We start from the raw sequence: 7,460 nt of genomic DNA, 5'->3' as shown, positions 1-7,460 counted from the left end.
CAGTGGCAGACCCTCTGGCCTGACTTGGTGGTGAACTGGCCATAACCTGATTGCAATGTTTCGACAAGCTTGGGCACACTAGGGAAAAGCAGTTTGTAACTCAATGGGTTAAATAATGCGCGACTTCTTCTCACTCGAACGCTGGCTACCGGGACTCGCCACCCTGCTGCAATACCAGCGGGCCTGGCTAATACCGGATGTGCGCGCTGGCCTGTCGGTCGCAGCCGTGGCGCTGCCCGTGGCCATCGCCTATGCCGAACTCGCCGGTGTGGGCCCCCTGGTCGGCCTCTACTCCTGCATCTTGCCCATGCTGGTCTACGCCCTGTTTGGCACTTCCCGCCAGCTTATCGTCGGACCGGATGCGGCCACCTGCGCCGTGATCGCCGCTGTGGTCACCCCGCTCGCCGCCGGCGATGCCACCCGCCACTGGCAACTGGTGATGACAATGACCGCCATGACAGGTTTATGGTGTCTCATCGCCAGCCGCTTCAAGCTGGGGGTACTGGCGGACTTTCTCTCCCGCCCCATCCTGATGGGGCTGCTCAACGGCGTGGCCATCACCATCATAGTGGGCCAGTTCTCCAAGATCTTCGGCTTCACCTTCAGCGATCGCAACCTCATAGAGCAGATCGCGGGCGGTGCCAGCTATATTACCCAGACCCATCTGCCGACCATGGCCATGAGCCTGACCACCTTGCTCACCCTGCTGTTGGCCAAGCGCTACAAACCGGCCTGGCCCTCCTCCATGGTGGCCATGGTGGTGACGGCAGCCCTAGTGTGGGGGCTCAATCTAGGCAAATTCGGCATCGCTACTCTCGGTGCCATCGGCTCGGGTATGCCCGTCTTCCAGTTGCCGGACTTTCCCCCGGGCCTGATGCGCGAGCTGGTGCTGCCGGCGCTCAACCTTGCCATGGTGAGCTTCGTCTCCATGATGCTCACCGCCCGCAGTTTTGCCGCCAAGAACGGCTACGAGATTGATGCGGACAAAGAATTTCGGGCTCTCGGCCTGGCCAACCTGGCGGCGGCCGCCTCCCAGGGCTTTGCCATCAGCGGGGCGGGTTCGCGCACCGCGGTCAACGACGCTAACGGCGGCAAGAGTCAGCTGGTCTCCATCATCGCCGCCGCCGCCATCGCGCTGGTCACCTTCTACCTGACGGCGCCACTGCAATACATACCCACGGCCGCCCTCGGCGTTGTGCTGGTGATGGCGTCGCTCTCGCTCACCGATTTTCGCGGCCTGTGGGCCCTGCGCTACTCCGACAGGGCCGCCTTCTGGCTGGCGCTGATCTCCTTTGTCAGCGTGCTGGCCATGGGGGTGATCCCGGGGATCACCCTCGCCGTGCTACTGGGTCTGTTCCAGTTCCTGCGCAACGTGATGCGCCCCACCGACCAGTTGCTCGGCATGGATGACAAGGGGGTGGTTCGCACCCTGAGGGACAACGAGCAGGTCAAGGCCATTCCCGGCATCCTGGTCTATCGCTTCAACTCGCCGCTCACCTACTTCAACGCCCCCTACTTCAAGCGGCGGGTGCTGGCGCTACTGGTGCAGGATCCCCACAACCCCAAATGCCTGGTGGTGGATGCGGTGGCCTCTTTCACCCATCAGGACATCAGCGTGATGAGCATGATCGGGGAACTGCACAAGGATCTGAAACGGCGCGGCATCAAGATGGTAATGGCCGGTCGTCACGGCCAGATGAGCCAGTGGCTCAAACAGGCCGGGATCCGGGTGGGCGACGAGGGCATCATCCTCTGCCCCGACATCTATCAGGCGCTACGCATGACCCGCTGCTACCGGGATCCTGTGTTCAAGGATGATGCCGTGGTGGAGAGCACCACGGACGCCATTCTCTCCCACTGGCCCCAGGATGATGCGCTGCCGGACTCGGCGCGGCTCACCCTCCCCTCTGAGCAGGAAGCAGGCGCCACCCCGGCCTGATCGGTCGCCAGACTCTCCCCGGGAGGGTCTGGCGCACGCTCCTCTCAGGGCAGGATTGCACCCTGCGGACTCTTGGTGTTAAATGCCCGTCCAGATGGCGCTGACGAGGGCCATCACCCGTATTTGGACACCCCATGCAAACTCAATCCCACGCGGGCCCGGGCACTCTCTTCTCCCTGACCTGGCCGCTGTTTATCGATCTCGCCCTGCACTTTCTGACCGGGGCCCTCAACACCTTCATGGTGGGCCACGTCTCCTATCAGGGCGTGGCGGCACTGGCGGTCGGCAACCAGGTGTTCGATCTGGCCATCACCTTGTTCAGCTTCGTCAGCATAGGCACCAGCGTGGTGATCACCCAGTATCTGGGAGCAGGCGATCGGGAAAAGGCACGCATCGTCATCCACACCGCCATCGGCTTCAACCTGCTGGTGGGGCTGGTGGCTGCGGTCGGCGTGCTCGCTGGCGCCAGCACCATGCTCTCCCTGATGAACCTGCCCGCCCACCTGATGGGCGATGCCACTCTTTATCTGCAGATCATCGGCCTGTGCCTGCTGCCGGAGGCGGCGGCCCTCTGTCTGGCCGCCACCCTGCGCGCCCACGGCCATACCCGTCAGGCCATGTACGTGACCCTGATCGTCAACCTCATCACCTTCGTCGGCAACCTGCTGCTGCTCTACGGCTGGTTTGGCCTGCCCCAGCTGGGAGTGGCCGGGGTCGCCATCAGCACGGTGGCAGGTCGCATCGTCGGCGTGGTGCTGCTGGTGTGGCTGGTGGCGCGCAAGACCGGCATCCGCTTGCGTCTACCCGAGATTGTCCGCCCCAGCAAGGTCATGCTGGACAAGGTGCTGCACATAGGGCTGCCAGCCGCGGGGGAGAACCTCTCCTGGATGCTGCAGTTCATGGTGGTCACCGCCTTCGTCGGCCTGCTCGGCGACAAGGCGCTGGCGACCCAGTCCTACTTCTTCCAGATCTGCCTGTTCATCCTGCTGTTCGGCCTCTCCATCGGCCTGGGTAACGAGATCATCATCGGCCATCTGGCGGGGGCACGCCGCTTCGAGCAGGCCTATAACCAGCTGATCAAGAGCCTCAAACTCGGCCTCATCGTCACGACCCTGATCGCCATCGCCGCCGCCCTCAATGGCCGCGCCATCATCAGCCTGTTCACCGATGATCCGGACATCATCACCCAGGTGGCCCAGCTGTTTCTCATCAGCCTTATCCTCGAACCCGGCCGCACCTTCAATCTGGTGGTGATCAACGCCCTGCGTGCCACCGGGGATGCCCGTTTCCCGCTCTACATGGCGCTCGTCTCCATGTGGGGGATTGCCGTTCCGCTCGCCTATTTCCTTGGTATCATGCAGGGTTATGGACTGGTCGGCATCTGGTTGGCGCTCGCCTGCGATGAGTGGGTGCGCGGTCTGGCCATGTTCTGGCGCTGGCGCAGTCGTCGCTGGCAAAACAAAATTCTTGTTGAAACAAAAGCGGAATCACAATGAAGAAAATCGGACTCTTGTTGGCGGCCATCCTGCTCAGCCCGTTGGCCATGGCACAAACCGCGCCCGCAGCCCCCAAGGCGCAGGCCTCCAAAATCTGGTATGTGGCGCCCATTGCCATCGACGAGACGAGCGAAGCCCAGAAGGCGCTGACCAAAGATTTTACAGCCCAGATGATCAAGACCATCAAGATCAACGAATACCAGACCGGCAAAGCGCTCGGCAAGACCAAGGATCCCAAGTGGCTGATCCGCACCAAGTTGATGCCTGTCAGCACAGAGCCGCTGGTCGGCAAAAAGCACCCTCAGGGTCTCTCCTACGGCCAAGGCATCCCTACCCAGGAAATCGTCGGCGAGCTCATCATGAACGGCACCCTGGTGGCGCATGTCGGCCAGGGCTGGCGTGAGCCCATAGTGCCGGGCACCCCTGTGGCCGAGAAGATCACCATAGCCAACTATCAGTACGCCATCGGCGATGAAGCCAAGGCGCCGGATCTGGAAGAGCTGGCGGCACAGATAGGCTTCGAAGTGGGCAAGGTGATCGCCCGCGATGGCAAGCCGCTGCCCGAGAAGAAAAAGAAAAAAGAGTAAACGCCACACCTGTTCGCAAGAAGGGGCCCCGCGCCCCTTCTTGCTGCCCACTTGCCAGCCCGCCGCCGTCATCAAACCGTCACAACTGTGATCGAGATTCCAGTTTTCAGCTCAGAACCTTACTTACAAATCGCTTATCAGCTTGCGATTCAATGAGTTAAAAAACACCCTCCCCATGCAGCAAATCATTGGTCCCGAATTCGATCCGGATCACATTTATCTGTGGGGGGAAGGGGTACTTTTGTTTTGAAGGCACAATCAAACGAAACCAAGGAGGCTTCATTACATGTTCCCAGAGTACAGAGAGCTCATCTCGAAACTGAAGAGCAGTGATGTCCATTTCCAGAAGAAGTTTGACTTGCACAACGACCTGGATGCGGAGATTAGAAAGTTGGAAAAGCATCACGCCAGCGACTACAGCTCCGAGGTGAAGGATCTGAAAAAACAGAAACTCAAACTGAAAGAGGAGATATACGACATCCTCAAACAACATCCACACTAGACGCCTTGACGAATACCCGGATAAGCAATTTATCCCTCCAGCCCGGCTCAAAGCCGGGCTTTTTATTGCTCCGCCACCAGCGGCAGACCGAGCCAACCCGCTCCCAGAGTACCGATCGTCCCGGCTATATATTGTTCTGTAATCGTCGCCTTCTCCTACTGGACGCTGCTTGCCCCGCAGCTTACCTGCCTTGGAGGAAAAAGAAAGCCTTAGTCTATAGATAGATAAATTTCGTCAAGTGGATATAAATTTTATCTGATGCAACTTGTACTTAAAACACTCTTGCTAAATAAGCTCTCCAAGATCGCATCATAAGTGAAACTTATAATTACTTTTTTATATCCCTCAAAATATTAAAATTTAAACCAACGCTATTGTACTGAATTAGTAATATGTCAAACGTTCATAAGCATTTACTACACATATCAACGAAATAACTTGGTTCACATACCATTGTAGAAGAATCAACATACGCAAAGCATGCCTTTGCTTTTTTTATAAAGTTCACATCGTTTGATATCAAAAAATCAACACCCAACGCTGATACCACATGCTGCATATCATTCATTGATGCATTGAATCGGTCTTTCCCTTTTTTTAACTTCGTAAAATCATCTGAATAATATCCAGCCCAATTCATTAACGCATATGCACGAGCAACATCGGCCTGCACTGTATTATCAAAATAATCATTAAGATTAAAGCTACTATTTTCCACTTTAAATGTGGCCTCAATTATACCCACCACTTCCTTAGCATCTACATTATGAAGATCCAAACGTTTAATCTCTGGCATATCTCTGAATGATTGAGGGCCAAGCTTTTGATCACTATTAATAGTAATAGGTTCTAAAACAGATGCCTTAGCTCTTAGTTCATCAAGTTGCATTTTATTTCTTAGAAAGAACAATTTTTGCTCTTCATTCAGCTCATCAATATCAACAGACAACAATTGAGCTTCACATTTTGTGAGTAAATGTTCCAAACTAAACTGAATTTTAGTATTTAACTCATAGAAGCTTTCTTCTATCGGCAAACCGGATAGTTTACGGGATGGCAACTGACTTACATCCATCAACATAGTAATGCCAAGATCTGAATTTAATTCTTCATTTTCAAGATAATCTTCCCAGATTTTGCCAGGTGATACATAAATTAATTTACGCTCTAATGGGTCTATATATTTAGCATCCAACTCTATCAATAAATCAATATGTTCTTGACGATATTCACCCTTCGTTATTTGCATAATTTCACTGAGTGTGACATGTGAATACACTACTACAATCTGTTCGGACCTAAGTGCCATTTTTAATGGCCTAAAATCTACCACGCCAGACTCCTCCATCTTACGCTGACGTAAATCACTTAGTATATTCTGATCTAAATAGACCAATAAACTCATAGTCCACCTCATATTTTCAATATCTATAACTAAAAAACGCATTCCATGATTTATATCCTGCCCCGCATCCCCAAACAGATCAACACATCATTATTGATACTTAAGATGCTATCACAACTAAAACTGCCCACACTGTCAGATAGCGATAACAGATATAACGCGCATTAAAAATACAAATAAGCGGGCCATTGGCCCGCTTGGTTATATTTCACCCACCCCATCCTCACACCGGCGGATGGAAATGGCTGGCCTCGCGGGTGGCCATCTCCTCGTAGGTGGCCCATTTCTGCCAGGCCACTTTTTGCGCCACCTGCATCAGTCGCTCGGCCTCCTCCGGGTGGCTCTGGGCAAGTACCCGGTAGCGGTTCTCCTCTGCCCTGTACTCGGCAAGGGGAATGGAGGGGCGCAGGCTATCGAGGCTAAAGGGGTTCTGCCCCAAACTGCGCAGTACAGGGTTGTAGCGCAGCAGCGGCCAGTGGCCCGAGTCCACCGCCCGTTTCTGCTGGGTGAGCCCCAGCTCCATATCGATGCCGTGGGCGATGCAGTGGCTGTAGGCGATGATGAGCGAGGGGCCAGGATAGGCCTCCGCTTCGCGCAGCGCTTGCAGCGTCTGCTGCGGGTTGGCACCAAAGGCGATACGGGCAACATAGACGTTGCCGTAGGAGATGGCCTGCAACGCCACATCCTTTTTGGCCAGCGTCTTGCCCCCCGCCGCAAACTTGGCGACGGCACCGAGCGGCGTCGATTTCGACATCTGGCCGCCGGTGTTGGAGTAGACCTCGGTATCCATCACCAGCACGTTCACATCGCGCCCGGAGGCAAGCACGTGATCGAGCCCCGCCGAGCCGATGTCATAGGCCCAGCCGTCGCCGCCGACGATCCAGACCGAGCGGCGCACCAGCTGATCAATCAAGGAGAGCAGCTCACGGGCTTGCCCCGAGTTCACCTCCTCCAGCCGTTCGCGCACCTGCGCCACCCTGCCCCGCTGGGCGCGGATCTCCGACTCCAGCCGCTGCGGGGCGCTGATAAGCGACTCGACCAGCGCCTCCCCCAGCTCCCCCTTCATCGCCTTGAGGGCGGCCACCGCCTGACCATGATGCTGGTCAGCCGTGAGGCGGAAGCCAAAGCCGAACTCGGCGTTGTCCTCGAACAGGGAGTTGGACCAGGCTGGCCCCTTCCCTTCGCCGTTCTTGGCCCAGGGGGTGGTCGGCAGGTTGCCGCCATAGATGGAGGAGCAACCGGTGGCGTTGGCCACCAGCATGCGATCGCCAAACAACTGGGTCAGCAGCTTGAGATATGGCGTCTCGCCACAACCGGCGCAGGCGCCGGAGAACTCGAACAGGGGCTCCAGGAACTGGGCACCGCGCACGGTGGAAAAATCCACCCGCTCGCGGGCAGGCCAGGGCAGGCTTTCGAACCAGCGCAGCGCCTGTTTCTGACCGGCCAGATGGGGCGCCTTGTCCAGCATGGTGATGGCGCGCGTGCCTTCATGTTCCTCATCCGCCCCGGCTCGCACCGGACAGGCCTGCAC

The 7,460-nt window shown here is 56.5% G+C and carries 6 protein-coding genes; 4 read left to right on the top strand and 2 right to left on the bottom strand.

Going from position 1 to position 7,460, the window contains the following annotated elements; all coding sequences use genetic code 11:
- Positions 1 to 115: 115 nt before the first annotated feature.
- The 4 genes from AAC083_RS12155 to AAC083_RS12140 all read left to right on the top strand — a co-directional run bounded on the left by AAC083_RS12155 (position 116) and on the right by AAC083_RS12140 (position 4,524).
- A complete protein-coding gene (locus tag AAC083_RS12155; RefSeq protein WP_108536734.1) occupies positions 116 to 1,939 on the top strand; it encodes a SulP family inorganic anion transporter in 1,824 nt (607 codons plus the stop codon).
- A gap of 134 nt (positions 1,940 to 2,073) precedes the next feature.
- Complete coding sequence (locus AAC083_RS12150; RefSeq protein ID WP_108536733.1) at positions 2,074 to 3,435, top strand: MATE family efflux transporter; 1,362 nt, start codon at positions 2,074 to 2,076, stop codon at positions 3,433 to 3,435.
- Positions 3,432 to 4,022: a hypothetical protein gene (locus AAC083_RS12145; RefSeq protein ID WP_042036849.1), complete on the top strand. Its 591-nt coding sequence runs from the start codon at positions 3,432 to 3,434 to the stop codon at positions 4,020 to 4,022. Before AAC083_RS12150 ends, AAC083_RS12145 begins: the two co-directional genes overlap by 4 nt.
- Positions 4,023 to 4,308: 286 nt before the next feature.
- Complete coding sequence (locus AAC083_RS12140) at positions 4,309 to 4,524, top strand: YdcH family protein (protein WP_108536732.1); 216 nt, start codon at positions 4,309 to 4,311, stop codon at positions 4,522 to 4,524.
- A gap of 403 nt (positions 4,525 to 4,927) precedes the next feature.
- On the opposite strand, the gene AAC083_RS12135 is transcribed toward AAC083_RS12140, so the two are convergent.
- On the bottom strand, positions 4,928 to 5,929 hold the full coding sequence (locus tag AAC083_RS12135; protein ID WP_108536735.1) for a hypothetical protein: 1,002 nt from the start codon (positions 5,927 to 5,929) through the stop codon (positions 4,928 to 4,930).
- A gap of 223 nt (positions 5,930 to 6,152) precedes the next feature.
- Positions 6,153 to 7,460: thiamine pyrophosphate-dependent enzyme (locus tag AAC083_RS12130; protein ID WP_258224676.1), on the bottom strand; the 1,308-nt coding region annotated here is incomplete at its 5' end.

Source organism: Aeromonas sp. HMWF014 (genome assembly GCF_963878295.1).
In the GTDB taxonomy this organism is placed as follows: Bacteria; Pseudomonadota; Gammaproteobacteria; order Enterobacterales; family Aeromonadaceae; genus Aeromonas; species Aeromonas popoffii.
The sequence above is the reverse complement of the archived record's forward strand: the minus strand, read 5'-3'. Positions and strand labels throughout refer to the sequence as shown.

Excerpts from the sequence above, each read along its gene's own strand:
- AAC083_RS12155 (WP_108536734.1), top strand. The coding sequence starts at position 116 with ATGCGCGACTTCTTCTCACTCGAACGCTGGCTACCGGGACTCGCCACC.
- AAC083_RS12150 (WP_108536733.1), top strand. The coding sequence starts at position 2,074 with ATGCAAACTCAATCCCACGCGGGCCCGGGCACTCTCTTCTCCCTGACC.
- AAC083_RS12145 (WP_042036849.1), top strand. The coding sequence starts at position 3,432 with ATGAAGAAAATCGGACTCTTGTTGGCGGCCATCCTGCTCAGCCCGTTG.
- AAC083_RS12140 (WP_108536732.1), top strand. The coding sequence starts at position 4,309 with ATGTTCCCAGAGTACAGAGAGCTCATCTCGAAACTGAAGAGCAGTGAT.
- AAC083_RS12135 (WP_108536735.1), bottom strand. The coding sequence starts at position 5,929 with ATGAGTTTATTGGTCTATTTAGATCAGAATATACTAAGTGATTTACGT.